Raw genomic sequence first — 17,807 nt, 5'->3', positions numbered from 1 at the left:
ACAAAGTTATTGGATAAATTCTATATCAGGCATTTTTAAAGTGATTTTGAACCCCGAGTTAAAAGAAAAAGAAGAAATAAAAGATTTAATGAAGTCAAAGGATTCTTTTAGAGCTTTCCCTTTGGCAGCAATTACAGGTCATAGCTTATTGAAATTATCTTTACTCTTGGCAGCAGTTGATCCCAGTTTAGGGGGAGTGATTATTGCTGGCGGAAGAGGTACTGGTAAGTCAGTATTAGCAAGGGGTTTACATACTTTACTTCCTCCTATTGAGGTATTAGATAATGAATTAATACTGGAAAAGCTAACTGAGAAAAATAGTGGAATTTCATTAAGACCTATTGGCAGGAACCTAGATCCAGATAAACCAGAGGAATGGGATATTAGTACTAATAAATTGTTGGAGCAGGTAATTGGAAGTGATTATTTGAATCAAATTGAAGAAATTCCAAAAAAAGTAAGAGAGGCCCCATTTATTCAAGTTCCTATTGGCATAACTGAAGACAGGCTTGTTGGATCAATTGATGTTGCTGCATCTTTAAGTACGGGGGAACAAGTTTTTCAACCTGGAATTTTAGCAGAGGCTCATAGAGGTGTTCTTTATGTAGACGATATAAATTTATTGGATGATGGCATTGTGAATTTAATTCTTGAAGCCACAGGTAGAGAGAAAAATAATATTGAAAGAGATGGTTTAAGCCTTTCTCATCCTTGTAAGTCACTTTTAATAGCAACTTATAATCCTGAAGAAGGTGCCCTAAGAGATCATGTTTTAGATCGTTTTGCCATCGTGCTTTCCGCAGATCAATCTATTGATAATGCTCAAAGAGTTGAGATTACAAAATCTGTTTTATCCCACGCAGAAAATAATATTAAATTTTCAGAAAAATGGTCGGAAGAATCTGATAATTTATCCACTCAATTAATTTTGGCAAGGCAATGGTTAAAGGATGTCAAGATAACAAAAGAGCAAATAACCTATTTAGTGAACGAAGCTCTTAGAGGAGGAGTAGAAGGGCATAGGTCAGAATTATTTGCAGTGAAAGTAGCAAAGGCTAATGCAGCTCTTAGAGGCGATGAGAATGTAAATTCTGAAGACCTAAAAGTAGCAGTAAGGTTAGTCATTCTTCCACGAGCAATGCAAATACCTCCAGAAGATGATGATATTCAACCACCACCTCCAGAGGATCAGAGTCCACCACCCCCACCTCAATCAAACAATGAAGAGTCTGAACCTGAAACTAGTGAAAATGATAATGAGCAAGACCAAGAACAAGAAGAAGATAATTCTGATGGAGAAGAAGAATCTACTCCCGAAATACCTGAAGAATTCATACTTGATCCTGAGGCATGTAATGTTGATCCTGATTTATTGCTTTTTTCATCAGCTAAGGCAAAAGCAGGGAATAGTGGTAGTAGATCAGTCATATTTAGTGACAGTAGAGGAAGATATGTAAAACCCATAATTCCAAGAGGTAAAGTCAAAAGAATTGCTGTAGATGCAACATTACGAGCTGCCGCTCCTTATCAAAAATCAAGAAGATTAAGGAATCCCAATAAATCCATAATTATTGAAGAAAATGATTTTAGGGCAAAGCTTCTTCAAAAAAAGGCGGGAGCTTTAGTAATTTTCCTAGTTGATGCTAGTGGCTCAATGGCTTTAAATAGAATGCAAAGTGCCAAAGGTGCTGTCATAAGACTTTTAACAGAGGCATATGAGAATAGAGATGAAGTAGCTCTTATTCCTTTTAGAGGTAATCAGGCCGAAGTGCTTTTGCCACCAACAAGATCAATAACTGCTGCAAAAAGAAGATTGGAAACAATGCCTTGTGGTGGAGGATCTCCTTTGGCACATGGACTAACACAATCAGCAAAAGTAGCAAAAAATGCTCTTTCAACAGGAGATATAGGTCAAGTGATTGTTGTGGGGATTACTGATGGCAGAGGAAATGTACCATTAGGATTATCTCTAGGACAAAATGAGGTTGAAGGAAAAGATAATGAAAATATCAATTTAAAACAAGAGGTTCTTGATATCGCTGCAAAATATCCCATGCTTGGAATAAAACTTTTAGTTATTGATACAGAGAGAAAATTTATAGCGAGTGGATTTGGTAAAGAATTAGCAGAGGCAGCTCAAGGTAAATATGTTCAACTGCCAAAAGCTACAGATAAAGCAATCGCAGCTATGGCTTTAAATGCAATAAATGAATTCTAAATATTTCTTATGGGTAAATTTCGTTAAGGAATTTTGAAAGTCCAATCGTTAGATCTCTTATAGATTTAGTTAATTCTTTATCTTGTGTTAATTTTTTAAAATCATCACTCATATCATCTATTTTGGTTGAGATAGACCTAGCAGCATTAATTGTCAATTTAATATCATTAAGGGTTTCTTTGTCATCAATAGTAGACAAAATGTTATTCAAATGATTAGCAGCAATTGTAATTTCTTTTATTAGAGGTTCAATTCTTTGTAATTCTTGTTTGGACAAATAAATTAATTCATCAAGATTTTCTTGCGTGCTATCAAACTGGTCAATTGAGTTCACGATGTTCTCAATTAAGTTTTCTTGATTTGTTTCTTTTAGAAGTTGGCTAATTCTATTAGTTATATTTGAGAGACTTGATAGTTGTTTACCAGTGATAGTATCTCCCTGACAAATAATTAACTTGGTATCGCATTTTTCGGATATAGGTTTTGCAATGTTTTTGGGAATTGTCTTATCACTAGTTTCTAAAGCGACTTGAACATCTCCTCCAAGGAAAGAATTTGTAACTACCCTTGCAAATGCTGGCCTAGGAAGAATAATTTCAGGATTATTTAAAACTATTTTTGCTTTAATTGATTCGTTCGTAAACAAGATATCTTCTATCGATCCTACTAAAATTCCTCTGTAAGTAACTGGAGATTTTTTTGATAAACCGCTTGCGTTATTAAATTCTGCAAAAAGGTACCAATTTTTTGAAGATAATCTTACTCCTCTGAGCCAGAAAGAAAAAAATGTGAATATTAAAATTCCCCCTAATAAGGAAAACCCAACTATTGAATCTCGTAAGCTTCTACGCATAATATCTAAATGTCTTTGGGTTGCATTGGACCATCGAGTTTTCCATTCCTAAATTGAAATACATAGGGGTCATTACTCTCTTTAAATTCATCGATTGAACCTGCCCATCTAAATTTACCCCCATAAAGCATTAAAACTTTATCTGAAGTCCTTTCTATAGTACTAAGAACATGGCTAACCACAATAGATGATCCGCTAGCTTTATCATTTGTTTTATTAATTAAATCTTCAATTCTTGATGAGGCAATTGGATCTAAGCCTGCAGTTGGTTCATCAAAAAGTAATAAGGGTTTAGTTTTTGTAGTAAGAGTTTGATCAGTAATTAAAGCTCTAGCAAAGCTCACTCTTTTTTGCATGCCTCCACTTAATTCATTTGGGAGTTTATTCTCAACATTAAATAATCCTACTTCAGCTAAGCATTCACATACTATTTCGTGAATTAAATTTTTAGATAGGTTTTTATTTCTCTTAAGGAGAAAGCCAACATTTTCTTCAATAGTTAAAGATCCTAATAAAGCCGGGTTCTGAAAAACTAGTCTTACATCAGGTGGATTATTTTGATCTAATCTCAAATATGTTTGCTTCTCACCAAATATTCTTAATTCTCCTTTGGTAGGTAAAATTAGTCCTGCTAATATTTTTAATATGGTTGATTTACCAGAACCTGAGGGGCCAACAATAGCTAATTTTTCTCCATCATTAAGTTCAAAATTTATTTGATTAAGCACATTAACTTCCCCCCAGCTTATTGAGAGGTTTTTTGTTTCAACTGCATGCTTTGATTTTTTCAAAACTTATATAAAAACATCTATATATTTTATTTTGCCTATTTTTAGAAATAAAAAAAGGATGTATGAATTTGATTTATAATGATTTTATATAGTCTAGAAATTTGAGAAAAATAATTTAAGAGGTTTTTTAATGAATAAGCGTAAAAAAAGGGTAAGAAGGTACTATAAAAACTTTAAAAAGACTAATTTTGTCTTGTTAAACAAAATCTTAAGAATTTTGAGTTGGCTTTTGCCAGGACTGGTAATAAAAAGATGGATGCTTACATCGGCGATAGGATTTTTGACTACATTATTTGGCTTGGTAATTTGGACAAATTTAAGACCGCTCTATTGGCTTATTGAAATCTTTTTTGGGGTAATAACAGGTTTAACACGTATTTTGCCTGTTTCATTAATGGGACCATTGATTTTTTTTATTGGATTAATATTAATCGGGATTGGACAAAATAGAAGTATTAATGCTATTCAAAAAGCGCTTGTTCCAGAAAAAGATACATATTTAGTTGATGCATTAAGAGTTAAAAGTAAATTAAATAGAGGTCCAAATATTGTTGCAATTGGGGGCGGTACAGGATTATCGACTTTACTGAAAGGCTTAAAAAATTACAGTAGCAATATTACAGCAATCGTAACTGTGTCTGATGATGGTGGAAGTAGTGGAATTCTCAGAAAACAATTAGGTGTACAACCTCCAGGAGATATTAGAAATTGTTTGGCAGCCTTATCAAACGAAGAACCTACTTTAACAAGATTATTTCAGTACAGATTTTCAGGGGGAAGTGGTCTCGAAGGTCATAGTTTTGGAAATCTATTCTTGTCAGCTTTAACAACAATTACAGGCAGTTTAGAAAAAGCAGTTCAAGCCTCTAGTAAGGTTTTGGCCGTACAAGGTCAAGTTTTACCTGCAACAAATATTGATGTTATGTTGTGGGCCGAATTAGAAGATGGTGAAAAAATTTATGGTGAAAGCAAGATCAGTAAATCAAAAAAATTAATTTCGAGAATTGGTTACTTACCAGAAAATCCATCAGCTCTACCAAGTGCTCTTGAATCTATAAAAGAAGCTGATTTAATTGTTCTCGGCCCAGGTAGTCTATACACCTCTTTATTGCCTAATCTTTTAGTACCAGAGATAGTAGATGCTTTATTGCAAAGTAATGCTCCTAAAATTTATATAAGTAATTTGATGACTCAGCCTGGAGAAACAGATGGACTCGATGTCTATCAACATATCAAAGCAATAGAAAAACAATTATCAAATTTTGGAGTTAATACTCGAATTTTTAACTCAATATTATCTCAGACTCAATTCGAAAAATCTCCATTAGTAGACTATTACGAAAGTAGAGGGGCAGAGCCTGTCCAATGTAATAAAGAAAAATTATTATCTGAGGGTTATTATGTTTTGCAAGCACCATTGTATTCAAGAAGAATAACTCCAACTCTTAGACATGATCCAAGGAGACTTGCAAGAGCAGTTATGTTTATATACAGAAAATTAAAAAAATTAAATTAATAAGCATCTTGAAGTTCGTAGAAATCTGGCTGAATATAATCTTTCCTTAATGGCCATCCTCTCCAATCTTCGGGCATTAATAGTCTTTTGGGATTTGGATGATCAATAAAATTTATTCCATACATATCAAAAGTTTCTCTTTCTTGCCAATCACTTCCTTTAAAAATTTTATACAAACTAGGGATTGATAAATCAGAATCTCTTTTTAGGAAAACTTTTAATCTGACTTCTTTAATTTTTTCAATTTTTTGTAAATCATCAACAGTTATAAAATGGTAGAAACTCACGAGATTTTTTCCTGGTCCCTCATCATATCCTCCTTGACATTGGAGATAATTAAAACCGTAACTTCTTAAGGCAGATACTGCTTCATATAATTTGCTAGGTTCCACAGAAATGTTTTCAATTCCTATGTGATCATCAGATAAAGATTGATTTGGAATTCCATCTTTAGACAAAGATTGGCTTATAAACCCTTCTTTTTCTATTAAAGTATCTGAGGATGTGGCTGTACCGTCTTTTTCCATCAATCTTCTACAGGATTAATAATTTTAGTTTTTTCGGTATTTTCAGGTAATTCGGTTATTTTTTCTTTTTTGGAAGGGGTTATTACGTTAGCTGAAGTTTTGTTTAGATATTCACCTGTATTTTCAGAGAAAACGAGATTCATTTCATGATCAGATGTTATGTATCTGTGGGTTTGCTCTGTTTTTGTGCGCTCTAAAATTGATTCATTACCAACTTTTTTTCTTAATTTAATAACAGCATCAAAAATTGCTTCTGGTCTTGGTGGACATCCTGGAAGGTATAAATCAACTGGTATCAATTTATCAACTCCTCTTACAGCAGTTGTAGAATCTGCGCTGAACATTCCGCCTGTGATTGTGCAAGCACCCATGGCAATCACATATTTTGGTTCAGGCATTTGTTCATAAAGTCTTACAAGCGCGGGTGCCATCTTCATTGTTACTGTCCCTGCAACTATTATTAGATCTGCTTGCCGTGGTGAGCTTCTAGGTACTAATCCAAATCTATCAAAATCAAATCTTGATCCAATTAAGGCAGCAAATTCTATAAAACAACAAGCAGTTCCGTACAAGAGAGGCCATAGACTGCTTAGTCTGGCCCAATTATGAAGATCGTCTAAGCTTGTCAATATAATATTTTCGCTTAAATCTGTAGTAACTTGGGGTGCCCCAAGAGGGTTGCAAGTCCCTTCTCGAATTTCTCTTATTGCTTTTGGGGATAATTGTGGATTCAATTTTTTAACTCCATTCTAAAGCACCTTTTCTCCATGCGTATGCTAAGGCAATAACAAGTATTGCTATGAAGATTAAAGCCTCAATAAAAGCTAATAAGCCTAATCTATTGAAGGCAACAGCCCAAGGATAAAGGAATACTGTCTCAACATCAAATATAACGAAAACCAAGGCAAACATGTAATAACGAATATTAAATTGAATCCATGCTCCCCCAATAGGCTCCATTCCAGATTCATATGTAAGTTTTCTTTCCCCTGTTCTGCCTTTTGGGGCAACGATGAGATTAGTAACTAGAGCTAATACTGGAACAGCTGCGGCAATTAGAAGGAAACCTAAAAAGTATTCATAGCCAGTTAATAAAAACATCTTAAAAAATTAATTTTGAATAAAAGTCGCTTAATTAAGCAAAATCTTTTAAAGTTCTTAAAGAACAATAATAAACCGTGAGTGAAAACATTCAACCAGCCTCTGAGGAAAACAAAATAGTTGAAGACTCTCAGAAAGAAAACCTTTCTGAAAACTCCACAGGAGTAAATGTTGAACAACCTACTCTTAATTTAGAACAAAATAGATTCGAATGTAGAAGTTGTGGATACATTTATGATCCGTCTGAAGGAAATAAAAAATTAAACATACCTAAAAATACTCCTTTTTCAGAGTTGGATGGGAATACTTTTGCTTGCCCTGTTTGTCGAGCCGGTAAAAATTTTTATAAGGATATTGGATCTAGAGCAAAACCTAGTGGATTTGAAGAGAATTTAGTTTATGGATTTGGATTTAATAGTTTACCTCCTGGACAAAAAAATATATTGATTTTTGGAGGTTTGGCGTTTGCTGCTGCTATGTTCCTTTCTTTGTACTCTTTGCATTAAAATAATTAAATGAAAAATTTTTTTACCAGTATTCCTAACCTCCTTTTATCTGTAGTTCTCTGTTTTGTTTTAAGCAGTTGTTCATCTACAGGCGTCAAGATGAATGAAAGCAGCCCTTGGAAAACAATTCAGTTTGAAGATCAGGCTAATGCTTTAGATGTTGATTTTATAGATGATAATCATGGGTTTTTAGTAGGCTCAAACAGATTGATTATGGAATCTACTGATGGTGGTGAAACATGGGAAAAAAGATCATTAGATATTTCTGCGGAAGAGAACTTTCGCCTTCTCGATATCGATTTTAAGGGTTCTGAAGGTTGGTTAATAGGGCAACCCTCTCTTGTAATGCATACTTTAGATGAAGGTAAAAATTGGACTAGGCTTTCACTTGGGAAGTTACCAGGCCAACCTTTCTTAGTTACCACTATTGATGAAGGAGTTGCTCAATTGGCAACAACCTCAGCAGCTATTTATGAAACTTCCAATAGCGGTGAAACATGGGAGGCAAAAGTGTCAGATCCTTCGGAACAGGGAGGTATAAGAGATTTAAGAAGAACATCTAGCGGTGATTATGTGAGCGTAAGCAGTCTTGGAAATTTCTTCTCTACTCTTGATAGTGATAGTAATACTTGGATTGCTCACCAAAGAGCAAGTAGTAAGAGAGTGCAAAGCATTGGTTTCAATCCAGAAGGAAGTTTATGGATGCTTTCAAGAGGTGCGGAAATTAGATTTAATGAAGATTCTAATAATCTAGAAAGTTGGTCAAAGCCTATTATCCCTATTCTTAATGGTTACAATTATTTAGATATGGGATGGGATCCAAATGGTGACATATGGGCTGGCGGTGGTAATGGCACTTTAATAGTAAGTAAAGATCAAGGTGAAACTTGGAATTCAGATCCTCTTGCTTCTGCATTGCCTACTAACTATATAAAAATAGTTTTTCTTGATAAGGAGTCTTTAGATAATCAAAAAGGATTCATACTTGGCGAGCGTGGTTACATTCTTAAATGGAATGGCTAAATCTGTAATAACTAAAAAAAAATAATAAAAAAAATATTAATTTTGGATTAATTTAACAACTGTCTGTAACCAAGCTGTTAAATTCTTCGCGAACTTATGATTTTACACTGTAAGATCATATGGTAAACATTTGTGATTATGGCCGCAGGTTCAACGGGTGAACGCCCATTCTTTGAAATAATCACCAGTATTAGATACTGGATTATTCATGCAGTAACATTACCAGCTATCTTTATAGCAGGCTTTTTATTTGTATATACAGGCTTAGCCTACGATGCTTTTGGAACTCCTCGTCCAGATAGTTATTTCCAATCATCTGAATCTAAAGCACCTGTTGTAACACAAAGATATGAAGCCAAATCTCAACTAGATTTAAGAACAAAATAACAATGACTAATTCTCAAGCTCCAATGCAGGCTGCGGAAGTCCGCGTTTATCCTATTTTTACTGTCCGTTGGCTAGCCGTTCACGCTCTAGCTATCCCATCAGTATTCTTTTTAGGTTCTATTGCTGCTATGCAATTTGTAGCCCGATAAATTTAACTATCATGCAAGTAAACGAAAATCCTAACAAAGTTCCAGTTGAACTTAATCGTACAAGCCTTTATTTAGGCTTATTATCAGTCTTTGTATTGGGAATTTTATTTTCCAGTTACTTTTTCAATTAAATTAAAATCATGAGTAAATTAAAAGGACCAGATGGAAGAATTCCAGATAGACTTCCAGACGGTAGACCAGCAGTTGCATGGGAAAGAAGATGGACTGAAGGAACTCTTCCTCTATGGCTTGTAGCTACAGCAGGAGGGATTGCAGTTATCTTCGTTTTAGGTATATTTTTCTATGGTTCATACCAAGGCGTTGGAGCTGGAGGCTAACAAATCCTTACCTTGACCTGACAATCACTTATATCAAATAAGCCTAATAAGAATCAGTAAATATCCTTAGTTTATCTTTTGTGGAGCTTGGGATATTTTCTTTTTGGGTTATCAATCCATCTTTTAATGAAAAATGGGATTTACTTTTTGGTCTTTCTTTTTCAATTAATTTAGCTACTTCATATATTATTTTATTAGCCACTTCAGTATTTGATCTAAGATTATCTAAAACCATCTCTACAGAAACTTCTTGATGAGTTTGATGCCAGCAATCATAATCAGTAACCATAGATAAGGAGGAGTAAGCTATTTCAGCTTCTTTAGCTAATCTTGCTTCTGTGTGGTTCGTCATTCCAATTATTGAACATCCCCAACTCCTAATATAAATTAGATTCTGCTCTAGTTGAGAAAGCGGGACCTTCCATTGCTAGATAGGTACCCCCTCTATGCAATTGTCTACCGCCAGGAATATTTTTTTCTCCGATTTCACTTAGTATACGTGATAAATTTGTGCAGAAGGGATCTCCCATAGTTACGTGAGCGACAGCTCCCTCGTTAAAGAAGGTTGCAGGTCTATTTTTTGTCCGGTCAATAAATTGATCTGGAACCACTATATCAAGTGGCCTTATCTGTTCTTGTAATGAACCAACTGCTGATGGAGCAATAATCCATCTTACTCCTATTGATCTTAGAGCCCAAATATTAGCTTTGTAAGGGATTTCAGAAGGATTTAAACTATGTGTTCTGCCATGCCTAGGAATAAATGCTATCTCTAGGTTTCAAAGATTATATACTTTTATTGAATCAGAAGGTTTACCATAGGGAGTATTAATTTCTAGTTCTCTTAAGTACTCTATTTGATCCATTGAATAAAATCCACTTCCACCAATCACTCCTAATCTTGATTTTTCAATTGGTAATAAATGTTCTTTATTCATAGTGATGTAAATGACTTTTAATCATCTGGTACTAATTGGAGGGGGACACTCAAATGTTTCTTTATTGAAGAAATGGTTAATGTTTCCGAAATTAATGCCAGAAATTCCTGTTTCAATTATATCTAGAGATTCTCATTTGGTTTATTCGGCGATGTTCCCATCGGTGATTTCAAAATCAATCACTTTAGAAGAGAGTTTAATTGATGTAAGATCTTTAGCAAAAAATGCAAAAGTATCTTTTATAGAAGAAGAAGTAAAGGATATTAATTTCAATTTAAAGAAAATTGTTTTAAGTAATAGACCTTCAATTAATTATTCGAAGTTGGTGCTTAATTATGGAAGTCAAACAATAATTCCAAAAGAATTTGAATCACTAGTTAAAAATCGAAATGCTTTTTCAATTAAACCTTTTTTAAGGGCTTATGACTCAATACTAAAAGAGGACATTTTTGATTCAGTTAATGAACTCCCATTTGTAATTGTTGGGAGTGGCCTTGCTGCAATTGAAGTATCATATGCTTTGAGAAAAAGATGGAGAGATAGACCCTTAAAACTATTATGTGATTCAAGAAAAATTAATAATAGAATTCTAAAAAGTTTACGGAATTCCAATATTGATTTAGTTGAAAAACTTAATTTTGATTATGGCAAGATTCTTTTATGTACTGGAAATACGTCTCCGTCATGGGCACAAAAAAAATTATTAGATTCGGATTCTTATGGCAGAATAATTACAAATCAGAATTTGCAGATAAAAAGTTTCTCTGGAATCTTTGCTATTGGTGATTGCGCAGTTGTAGGTTCAGCAAAAAGACCAGCATCGGGAGTTTTTGCAGTAAAAGTTGTAAATACATTAGTACAAAATCTAAAAAAAGATATAGAGGGAAGATCATTAAAAAAGTGGTCTCCTCAAAAAATCGGATTGCAAATAGTAAATATATTTCCAAGCCATCATCCAAAGGCTTTTGCTATTTATCGCAATCTTGTTTTCGGCCCTTCTTTTATTTTTTGGATTTTAAAGCATAAAATTGATCTCAATTTTATCAAAACGTTCAGAGCAAAAAGGCTAATTATGAAAAGTAGTGAAAAAAATATTTCATTGAATGATTGCAGAGGATGTGCAGCTAAAATTCCTCAGTTTGTTTTGAATAAATCATTAATAAATTCTAATTTAAATTCTTTTGCTTCATCTCCTGAAGATTCAGTGGAGATATATCAAAATGGTCAAGATATTATCTTACAAAGTTTAGATGGCTTTCCTGCTTTGGTAAGTGATCCTTGGCTTAATGCAAAAATTACTACTTTGCATGCATGCTCAGATTTGTGGGCATGCGGAGCAAAACTTTCATCCGCGCAGGCCTTAATTTCATTACCAAAAGTTGAAAGGGAATTTCAGAGTTATCTCTTTTCTCAATCACTTCAAGGTATTAAATCAACAGTTCATGATCATGGAGGTGAATTACTTGGAGGCCATACTTTCGAGGCAAGAAGTTTAGTAAATAAACCTTATTCATTAGGAATAGATATTTCTTTAACAGTTCAAGGTATTTTAAAAAATGGAGCAAAACCATGGCTTAAATCTGGAATGAATATTGGAGATATTCTCATGATGTCTAGACCTCTGGGCGTTGGGATTTACTTTGCCGGTCAAATGCAAAATATTAATAAGCTAGGTAGTTCTTCTGAAGTAATTAATAATTTAGTAAAGAGTCAGCAATATTTAATTGATGAAATTTATCTTTTTCAAAATCAATTTAAAGAATCATTAGTCAATGCTGCTACTGACATTACTGGATATGGATTTATTGGACATCTTAAGGAAATGGTTGAATCATCAAATTTATATAGGAAAAGCAATAATCTTGAGCCATTAAAAGTTTTATTAGATTTATTTGCATTTAAAGCTTATCCTGGAGTATTTGATTTAATAAAAAAAGATGTTAAAAGTACTTTCTTTGAATCTAATAAAGAAATTTTTGACAAAATTTATAAAGTAAATAAGCAAAAAAGAATACTTAATTTTTTAAACGAAAATTCATTAGAGCAAGAGACTTTTAACGAGAGAATATCATTATTATTAGATCCTCAAACATGTGGACCCTTGTTGATTAGTTGCAATCGTAAATATGAAAATGTTTTAAAGGATAAATGGTACAAGGTTGGAGAGGTTGTAAAAATGTAATTAATTTCTATTTAATTTGTCAATTTCCAAATATCTCAATCTTTTGATTTCCTTTCCCATCTCCTTCCCTGGATCCCATCCTTCTTTTTTTAATGTTTCTCCATCTTTTTTTGATTTTATGAATTTGTAAATAAATAACCACTTAAACAATTTACGCCAGTATGGTCCTCCATCACAAATTAATAATTTGACCGTCTCATCATTAAGGTTTCTCTCCTCAATAAATTCTGTCCAACTTGATGAAGAAAAATGATTGAAATTTTTTTGGTTTGTATTTAAAATCTTTTTGATTTTTAAATAATCTTCTAATATTTTTATCTCACTATTATTGACCAAAAATCTTTGACATGCTTTGTCTAAATCCTCTGAATCTTTTAATAAGTAAAGCATATGATTTCCCTTTAACTTCTTAATCCAATTTAGTCCTCTTAAAAACCTTTTATCGACTTTAATATTTTCATTTAAGATTGAGATAATTTCCCATTTATGAATTATCGAAATTACATTAGTCAAACTATCTTGTTTGCATATTTCAGCTAGTTCCATCCTTATTCGTACGCCTAGTGCAGGAGGGTAAATCATTTTCTGATGAGTTTCTGAACTTTTCCATGGCCATTGTCTAACTGTTTCTTGAGATTGTTTGAGGGAATTATTTGAAATATTAAAATCTAACCTTGAAGCATATTTTGCACATCTAATTAATCTACTTGGATCATCTGAAATACTATTACTGTGAAGTAAGTTCAATCTTTTACTTTTAATATCAGAAACTCCTCCATAAAGATCATAGATTTTCCTTGTCGAGACCTCGAAGGCGATTGAATTTATAGTGAAATCTCTCCTCTTAAGATCCTCTTCAATAGTACTTTTATTTACTATGGGATTTACGCCTGGAGCAGAATAAATTTCTTTTCTAGCAGAAGCAATATCAATTTTATAATCATTAATATTTATTTCTACAGTGTTGTATAAATTAAATTCCTTGATTAAACATAAATCTACATTTACAATATTCTTTTTTATAAATTTTGCAAGAGAAATAGAGGATCCTTCAATAACAAGATCTATATCTACAGGTTTAGAAAACGATTTTTTGTGGAATTTACTAATTAATAAATCTCTTAAATAACCCCCAACGAAAGCTACTTTAGTATTGTTATTGGATTCTATGTATTTAGCAATTAGGTTATATAGATTAAATGGAGTTTTGATTAATTCCCCTTGGATGTAATCAGAGATATCGTTCATGAGTTTTAACTTACATAACGAATTGGAGCTAATCTGGGATCTAGAATTTTACTTCCTTTATCACCAAATTTTACTGCTAAAGATATTTTTTCCCCACTCCCAAAAATATGTATGATTTCACCTTTCCCAAACTTTGAGTGAATTAGCTTATCTCCAACTATCCAGCTTTTCCCTTTACTGGGACCTGAATATAATTTCCTTACTGCATTTATTGGTTTGCTAACAAATTCATTTGGATTGTTTCGATCAACTCTAGTTAAACGATCAAGATGCCAATCTCTTCTAATTGAAGCACCACCAGTTTGTGGTAATTCGCCATCCAATAAATCTTCAGGTATTTCTGAAAGGAATATTGAAGGAATTGTTGCTTCACGCATTCCACCCCATAATCTTCTTTCTCTGGCATGACTTAAGAAAACTCTTTCTTTAGCTCTAGTAATACCTACATAGCATAATCTTCTTTCCTCTTCAAGAAGTGAGGGAGTATCTATTGATCTATGGCTAGGGAAGAGACCTTGTTCTAGTCCAGTGATAAAAACATTTTGAAATTCTAAACCTTTACTATTATGCAGAGTCATGAGAGTTACAGAGTTGGGATTGTTTTTCTTCGTATCATTATCTGTTGTTAAGGCTGCTGTAGAAAGAAATCCCTCTACATCTCCACTTTCTGTTTCTTCTTCATATTGAGTAGCTGCATTAATTAGTTCTTGTAAGTTATTTCTTCTATCTTCAGATTCTTCGGTCCCACTAGAAAGTAAGTCACTTAAATAACCACTTTTTTCTAAGATTAGTTGTAATAGTTGAGCAGGGCCTGAATTTTGAAGATAACAAAGTAGATCATTCATAACTTCAGTAAATTTATTAATTCCTTTTGATGATCGGCCTATTGTTTCTTCAAGACTTTGCTTATCATTGAGAACCTCCCATAATGGGATATTTAACCTATTAGATAGTTCATTAAGTTTTTGAATAGTAGTCTTACCAATCCCTCTTCTAGGAACATTTATGATTCGTAAAAGACTAACGTTATCTGAAGAATTAACCAGAACTTTCAAATATGCGATTGCATCTTTAATTTCTCTTCTATCATAAAAACGCAATCCTCCAAATATTGTATAAGGAATGCGCCACCTTACAAGAGACTCTTCTAATACTCTTGACTGAGCTCTGGTTCGGTATAAAATCGCAAAATTTTTCCAAATTGGTTTTTGATTATGGTTATTGAGTGATTTTATTTTATTGGTAATTGCCTCTGCCTCGGAAATTTCATCATCACAGCTGAGTAAAGTTAAAAGTTCCCCTTTTTCTTTAGTAGCCTTTAAAACTTTGTCAATTCTTTCAGAGTTGTTTTCAATTAGTGAGTTTGCAGCATCAAGGATATTAGAAGATGACCTATAATTTTCTTCTAATTTAATTAAAGATGATTTTGTTTCTTCATTAAGAGAAGTTTTAAAATCCTCTTGAAAACCAATTAAAATTCTGAAGTCAGCTGCTCTGAAACTATAAATACTTTGATCAGCATCCCCAACTACAAAAATTGATCGATCTTCCCAATTGAAGAATTTTTTTGGTTCAGTATTTCCAGCCGTAATTAATTTTATAAGTTCATATTGTGTTCTATTTGTATCTTGATATTCGTCAACTAAAATATGTTTAAATCTTTTGTGCCAGTAATCTCTGACTATATCATTTTGCCTCAATAAGAAAACTGGCAAAAGTAGAAGATCATCAAAGTCTAAAGAATTATTTTTTGAGAGAGAAATTCTATATCTCTTGTAGGCTTCTGCAACTGTTTTATCAAAATTATTATCTGCTTTTTCTAAAAGATCATTAGAAGTTAAGCATTGATTTTTAGCATTACTTATTAATCTTTTAATCTTTTTGGGATCATATCTTTTTGGATCAAGATTCATATCTTGACTAATAATTTCTTTTACTAATGTTTGAGAATCTGTTTCATCGTAAATTGAAAATTGCCTTGTCCATTTTAGCCCTTCTGGATCAGTATATTTTTCAATATCGTATCTAAGAAGTCTTGAAAATAAAGAATGGAAAGTACCGATCCAAAGGTTCTGAAGCCTTTCTTGGTGAACGTTTGTTCTTAATTGATTTTGATCAATATCTTTGAGAGTTGTCCAAGGCTGACCAAATTGATTTAAAGCTAATTCTTGGGCTAGAAGAACCTCTAATCTTGCTTTCATTTCTTTGGCAGCTTTGTTAGTGAAAGTGACTGCGAGAATGTTATAGGGATCTATAGAGTTACCCTCAATAAGGTTTGCAATTCTGTGAGTAAGAGCCTTAGTTTTTCCGCTACCTGCACCGGCAACAACTAATAGTGGTCCATAAACATGTTTTACCGCTTGAAGTTGTTGATTGTTTAGGGACTTAAAAAGGAAATTGTTGGTTTGAGGCACTTTTGGAAGGGTTTTTCAAAAATCAGACTTTACTATGAGATTCGGATTCCGTTTCTAGAACTTCTAACATTTTTTTTAAATTGATAAGTTCATTATTGTTATTAATTATTTCTTCAAATTTATTTTGAGGCATCTTTAATTTCATACTTCTGTCTAGAATTTCTTTTTCCAATCTCTTTTTATAAGAGGAAATAAGTTTCTTTGATAATTTTAAATCCTGTTGATCCAAAACTTTATTAAAATGTAGTTTTATTTTAGCGGAAAAAAATTTTTTATTTGAATTATTTCAACTATCACTTTGGAATGAAGTTATTAATTAAGAAGCGTTGCGTTAAGTTTGAAATTATATTGTTTTTACTACCTTTGTATTATTCTTAAGATCGGTCTTTAATTTTTTACTACAGGAATGTCAGTTTCAAAGAATAATCAACTATTGTCAGCCGATAAGAAATTAAATGATTTAAGCAATATAAAAGAATTTATTAATACTGCAAACTCAAGATTAGATGCAATAACCTCAATAACCAATAATTCACATGCAATCGCAGCAGACGCTGTAACAGCAATGATTTGTGAAAATCAAGATTCACTTAATTCAAAAATATCTTTAAATACAACTAACAAGATGTCCGTTTGTTTAAGAGATGGAGAAATAATCCTAAGGATTGTTGCTTATCTTTTAATTTCAAATGACGAATCAGTTTTAGAAAAAAGTTGTTTGAAGGATCTTAAAAATACTTATCTTGCTCTTGGGGTACCTCTAAGAAATGCAAGAAGGGTTTTTGAATTAATGCGAGATGCAACTATCTCTGATTTGAATTCAACAGTTAATAATATGCGTGGAAACAAAGGCTTTCTTCCTAAATTAATATCTGAAACAGAGTTTCAATTTGAAAGGATAATTAATCTTTTAAACTAGCTAAATTCCTTATCTCTGAAGTATGGGACGTTTGTATAACTGAGTTATTTTCAAGATTTTTAATAGTAGAAAATCTGGATCTTACATGCGTGGATAAAAAGGAAATTCTTTCTTCAGAAATTGTTGATTTATAAATAGTTTTAATGTGTAAATTATTTTGTTCATCAACAAAATAATTGGATGATGAAATGAAGGATTCTGCATAACCTTTATTTCTTAAAACAATTCCTGAATTTTCATCTTTGGGTAAAAAAATCAGAATAGTTTCATCTCCCTCACGGATATCGTTATTGTCCCAATCACTAATTGCTTGCCAGTTTATAGAAATGGCTATGCTCTCTAGCTTTAAACTAAATTTATAATTTTTAAAAATTTCAACGACTTTTTTATTTTTTTTGTTGATATGTTTTATGTATATTTTACTGGTTGAGTTTTCAAATTCCTGAAAAGCTAGAGTGTGAGTACTTCTAATAGATTTCCACTCTCCTATACTTTTATCAATGAATTGATTAATTATTGTTAGATTCTTCGTCAAGTTTATCTTCTACAGAATGATTTTCTGCTTTTTGTATCATTCTTACCATTGAATCCACCATTAATCTCTTTGCAGTAGTTACTTTTAATCCAGAAGGAGTAGTTGATATTTGTTCCCCAGGGCGATCATATGAAGTTGGTCTAAATGGAGTCATCTAATAAC

20 protein-coding genes and 1 pseudogene are annotated in these 17,807 nt (G+C 32.6%); 10 read left to right on the top strand and 11 right to left on the bottom strand.

All coding sequences use genetic code 11. The annotated features are described in order from the left end of the window. The first annotated feature begins 40 nt into the window (after nucleotides 1-40). Entirely contained in the window at nucleotides 41-2,218 is a 2,178-nt protein-coding gene (bchD, locus tag EU98_RS04830) for a magnesium chelatase ATPase subunit D (protein WP_032515663.1), read from the top strand. 7 nt (nucleotides 2,219-2,225) lie between these two features. Here bchD and EU98_RS04835 read toward each other — a convergent pair whose 3' ends face one another. Beyond that, complete coding sequence (locus EU98_RS04835; protein ID WP_032515662.1) at nucleotides 2,226-3,071, bottom strand: MlaD family protein; 846 nt, start codon at nucleotides 3,069-3,071, stop codon at nucleotides 2,226-2,228. A 5-nt stretch (nucleotides 3,072-3,076) separates the two neighbouring features. Beyond that, on the bottom strand, nucleotides 3,077-3,862 hold the full coding sequence (locus tag EU98_RS04840) for an ABC transporter ATP-binding protein (RefSeq protein ID WP_072165450.1): 786 nt from the start codon (nucleotides 3,860-3,862) through the stop codon (nucleotides 3,077-3,079). 130 nt (nucleotides 3,863-3,992) lie between these two features. Between EU98_RS04840 and EU98_RS04845 the strand changes: the two genes are divergently transcribed. Next, entirely contained in the window at nucleotides 3,993-5,378 is a 1,386-nt protein-coding gene (locus EU98_RS04845; RefSeq protein WP_032515661.1) for a gluconeogenesis factor YvcK family protein, read from the top strand. Here the strand turns inward: EU98_RS04845 and EU98_RS04850 are convergent. The 3 genes from EU98_RS04850 to EU98_RS04860 are packed head-to-tail and all read right to left on the bottom strand — an operon-like array spanning nucleotide 5,375 to nucleotide 7,006. After that, complete coding sequence (locus EU98_RS04850) at nucleotides 5,375-5,905, bottom strand: NAD(P)H-quinone oxidoreductase subunit J (protein WP_032515660.1); 531 nt, start codon at nucleotides 5,903-5,905, stop codon at nucleotides 5,375-5,377. The two genes, EU98_RS04845 and EU98_RS04850, sit on opposite strands and share 4 nt — an antisense overlap. Then, nucleotides 5,905-6,639 (bottom strand): NADH dehydrogenase subunit K, encoded by a 735-nt coding sequence (locus tag EU98_RS04855; protein WP_032515657.1) that lies wholly within the window; start codon nucleotides 6,637-6,639, stop codon nucleotides 5,905-5,907. The genes EU98_RS04850 and EU98_RS04855 overlap by 1 nt, the downstream gene beginning before the upstream one ends. A 4-nt stretch (nucleotides 6,640-6,643) precedes the next feature. Beyond that, nucleotides 6,644-7,006, bottom strand: coding sequence for an NAD(P)H-quinone oxidoreductase subunit 3 (locus EU98_RS04860; RefSeq protein WP_011817786.1), 363 nt, complete (start codon nucleotides 7,004-7,006; stop codon nucleotides 6,644-6,646). 77 nt (nucleotides 7,007-7,083) lie between these two features. On the opposite strand from EU98_RS04860, the gene EU98_RS04865 reads away from it, so the two are divergent. The 6 genes from EU98_RS04865 (at nucleotide 7,084) to EU98_RS04885 (ending at nucleotide 9,409) form a co-directional block, all read left to right on the top strand. Beyond that, entirely contained in the window at nucleotides 7,084-7,512 is a 429-nt protein-coding gene (locus EU98_RS04865) for a rubredoxin (protein WP_032515656.1), read from the top strand. Nucleotides 7,513-7,521: 9 nt separating this feature from the next. Next, nucleotides 7,522-8,535, top strand: coding sequence for a photosynthesis system II assembly factor Ycf48 (locus EU98_RS04870; protein ID WP_032515655.1), 1,014 nt, complete (start codon nucleotides 7,522-7,524; stop codon nucleotides 8,533-8,535). Nucleotides 8,536-8,673: 138 nt separating this feature from the next. Beyond that, nucleotides 8,674-8,922: a cytochrome b559 subunit alpha gene (psbE, locus tag EU98_RS04875; RefSeq protein WP_002806020.1), complete on the top strand. Its 249-nt coding sequence runs from the start codon at nucleotides 8,674-8,676 to the stop codon at nucleotides 8,920-8,922. 2 nt (nucleotides 8,923-8,924) lie between these two features. Beyond that, nucleotides 8,925-9,071 carry a cytochrome b559 subunit beta gene (gene psbF / locus EU98_RS04880; RefSeq protein ID WP_011375863.1) on the top strand — a complete coding sequence of 49 codons (147 nt, stop codon included), beginning with the start codon at nucleotides 8,925-8,927 and terminating at the stop codon, nucleotides 9,069-9,071. Between the two features lie 11 nt (nucleotides 9,072-9,082). Next, on the top strand, nucleotides 9,083-9,202 hold the full coding sequence (locus EU98_RS09500; RefSeq protein ID WP_002806119.1) for a photosystem II reaction center protein L: 120 nt from the start codon (nucleotides 9,083-9,085) through the stop codon (nucleotides 9,200-9,202). 9 nt (nucleotides 9,203-9,211) lie between these two features. Further along, nucleotides 9,212-9,409, top strand: coding sequence for a photosystem II reaction center protein J (locus tag EU98_RS04885; RefSeq protein ID WP_011375864.1), 198 nt, complete (start codon nucleotides 9,212-9,214; stop codon nucleotides 9,407-9,409). Between the two features lie 43 nt (nucleotides 9,410-9,452). On the opposite strand, the pseudogene mtnP reads toward EU98_RS04885, so the two are convergent. After that, nucleotides 9,453-10,347 (bottom strand): annotated as a pseudogene (gene mtnP / locus EU98_RS0108905) (S-methyl-5'-thioadenosine phosphorylase). 10 nt (nucleotides 10,348-10,357) lie between these two features. Here mtnP and selD point away from each other — a divergent pair. Beyond that, nucleotides 10,358-12,529, top strand: coding sequence for a selenide, water dikinase SelD (selD, locus tag EU98_RS04890; protein ID WP_032515654.1), 2,172 nt, complete (start codon nucleotides 10,358-10,360; stop codon nucleotides 12,527-12,529). Here the strand turns inward: selD and EU98_RS04895 are convergent, their stop codons facing one another. From EU98_RS04895 to EU98_RS04905, 3 genes are read right to left on the bottom strand one after another with little or no spacing between them, the layout of a single operon-like run. After that, nucleotides 12,530-13,777: a CCA tRNA nucleotidyltransferase gene (locus EU98_RS04895; RefSeq protein ID WP_032515653.1), complete on the bottom strand. Its 1,248-nt coding sequence runs from the start codon at nucleotides 13,775-13,777 to the stop codon at nucleotides 12,530-12,532. Between the two features lie 5 nt (nucleotides 13,778-13,782). After that, nucleotides 13,783-16,191: a UvrD-helicase domain-containing protein gene (locus EU98_RS04900; RefSeq protein WP_032515651.1), complete on the bottom strand. Its 2,409-nt coding sequence runs from the start codon at nucleotides 16,189-16,191 to the stop codon at nucleotides 13,783-13,785. Between the two features lie 22 nt (nucleotides 16,192-16,213). Further along, entirely contained in the window at nucleotides 16,214-16,420 is a 207-nt protein-coding gene (locus tag EU98_RS04905; protein ID WP_032515650.1) for a hypothetical protein, read from the bottom strand. Nucleotides 16,421-16,597: 177 nt separating this feature from the next. On the opposite strand from EU98_RS04905, the gene EU98_RS04910 reads away from it, so the two are divergent. Next, nucleotides 16,598-17,110 (top strand): R-phycoerythrin subunit beta, encoded by a 513-nt coding sequence (locus EU98_RS04910; protein ID WP_032515649.1) that lies wholly within the window; start codon nucleotides 16,598-16,600, stop codon nucleotides 17,108-17,110. Here the strand turns inward: EU98_RS04910 and EU98_RS04915 are convergent. Together EU98_RS04915 and EU98_RS04920 are read right to left on the bottom strand one after the other, a co-directional pair. Next, nucleotides 17,094-17,645, bottom strand: coding sequence for a phycobiliprotein lyase (locus EU98_RS04915; RefSeq protein WP_032515648.1), 552 nt, complete (start codon nucleotides 17,643-17,645; stop codon nucleotides 17,094-17,096). The genes EU98_RS04910 and EU98_RS04915 overlap by 17 nt on opposite strands. After that, complete coding sequence (locus EU98_RS04920) at nucleotides 17,620-17,799, bottom strand: hypothetical protein (RefSeq protein WP_032515646.1); 180 nt, start codon at nucleotides 17,797-17,799, stop codon at nucleotides 17,620-17,622. The genes EU98_RS04915 and EU98_RS04920 overlap by 26 nt, the downstream gene beginning before the upstream one ends. Between the last annotated feature and the right edge of the window lie 8 nt (nucleotides 17,800-17,807).

The organism is Prochlorococcus marinus str. MIT 9314 (assembly GCF_000760035.1).
Lineage (GTDB): Bacteria > Cyanobacteriota > Cyanobacteriia > PCC-6307 > Cyanobiaceae > Prochlorococcus_A > Prochlorococcus_A marinus_B.
The sequence above is the reverse complement of the archived record's forward strand: the minus strand, read 5'-3'. Positions and strand labels throughout refer to the sequence as shown.

Coding starts and splice junctions, on each gene's coding strand:
- EU98_RS04870 (WP_032515655.1), top strand. CDS start 7,522: ATGAAAAATTTTTTTACCAGTATTCCTAACCTCCTTTTATCTGTAGTT.
- psbE (WP_002806020.1), top strand. CDS start 8,674: ATGGCCGCAGGTTCAACGGGTGAACGCCCATTCTTTGAAATAATCACC.
- EU98_RS04895 (WP_032515653.1), bottom strand. CDS start 13,777: ATGAACGATATCTCTGATTACATCCAAGGGGAATTAATCAAAACTCCA.
- EU98_RS04910 (WP_032515649.1), top strand. CDS start 16,598: ATGTCAGTTTCAAAGAATAATCAACTATTGTCAGCCGATAAGAAATTA.
- EU98_RS04860 (WP_011817786.1), bottom strand. CDS start 7,006: ATGTTTTTATTAACTGGCTATGAATACTTTTTAGGTTTCCTTCTAATT.
- EU98_RS04845 (WP_032515661.1), top strand. CDS start 3,993: ATGAATAAGCGTAAAAAAAGGGTAAGAAGGTACTATAAAAACTTTAAA.
- EU98_RS04850 (WP_032515660.1), bottom strand. CDS start 5,905: ATGGAAAAAGACGGTACAGCCACATCCTCAGATACTTTAATAGAAAAA.
- EU98_RS09500 (WP_002806119.1), top strand. CDS start 9,083: ATGCAAGTAAACGAAAATCCTAACAAAGTTCCAGTTGAACTTAATCGT.
- EU98_RS04885 (WP_011375864.1), top strand. CDS start 9,212: ATGAGTAAATTAAAAGGACCAGATGGAAGAATTCCAGATAGACTTCCA.
- EU98_RS04920 (WP_032515646.1), bottom strand. CDS start 17,799: ATGACTCCATTTAGACCAACTTCATATGATCGCCCTGGGGAACAAATA.
- selD (WP_032515654.1), top strand. CDS start 10,358: ATGACTTTTAATCATCTGGTACTAATTGGAGGGGGACACTCAAATGTT.
- EU98_RS04835 (WP_032515662.1), bottom strand. CDS start 3,071: ATGCGTAGAAGCTTACGAGATTCAATAGTTGGGTTTTCCTTATTAGGG.
- psbF (WP_011375863.1), top strand. CDS start 8,925: ATGACTAATTCTCAAGCTCCAATGCAGGCTGCGGAAGTCCGCGTTTAT.